Source organism: Liquorilactobacillus uvarum DSM 19971 (genome assembly GCF_001434935.1).
Lineage (GTDB): Bacteria > Bacillota > Bacilli > Lactobacillales > Lactobacillaceae > Liquorilactobacillus > Liquorilactobacillus uvarum.
This window is the reverse complement of sequence record NZ_AZEG01000137.1, coordinates 1-261: the sequence shown is the minus strand read 5'-3', so window position 1 is coordinate 261 and position 261 is coordinate 1. Positions and strand designations below refer to the sequence as shown.

The 261-nt window shown below is 40.2% G+C and carries 1 pseudogene; it reads right to left on the bottom strand.

Features of this window, described 5'->3' with window-relative positions:
- Positions 1-261 (bottom strand): annotated as a pseudogene (locus FD20_RS13705) (IS3-like element IS1163 family transposase); the annotation flags it as partial.

Genomic DNA, 261 nt, shown 5'->3' with positions numbered 1-261 from the left:
CATAAGCGCGATAGTTTTCTTCCCAAATTTTTCGAATGATTTCTTTTAAATGACGGTCAACACAATCGTGTTGACTAGGTTGATAGTTCAACCAATGGTAATAGGTGCTACGAGCTAATCTTAAAGTCGAAAGTATTAAGGATAGGCGGTGATGGGATAACTGAATCTTAACGAAAACAAGAGTTTTAACTCGCCCTAACGCTCTCCCAGTAACACCGCCGCAGCTTTTAAAATCTCCAATTCCTCCTTGAGACGTTGGTT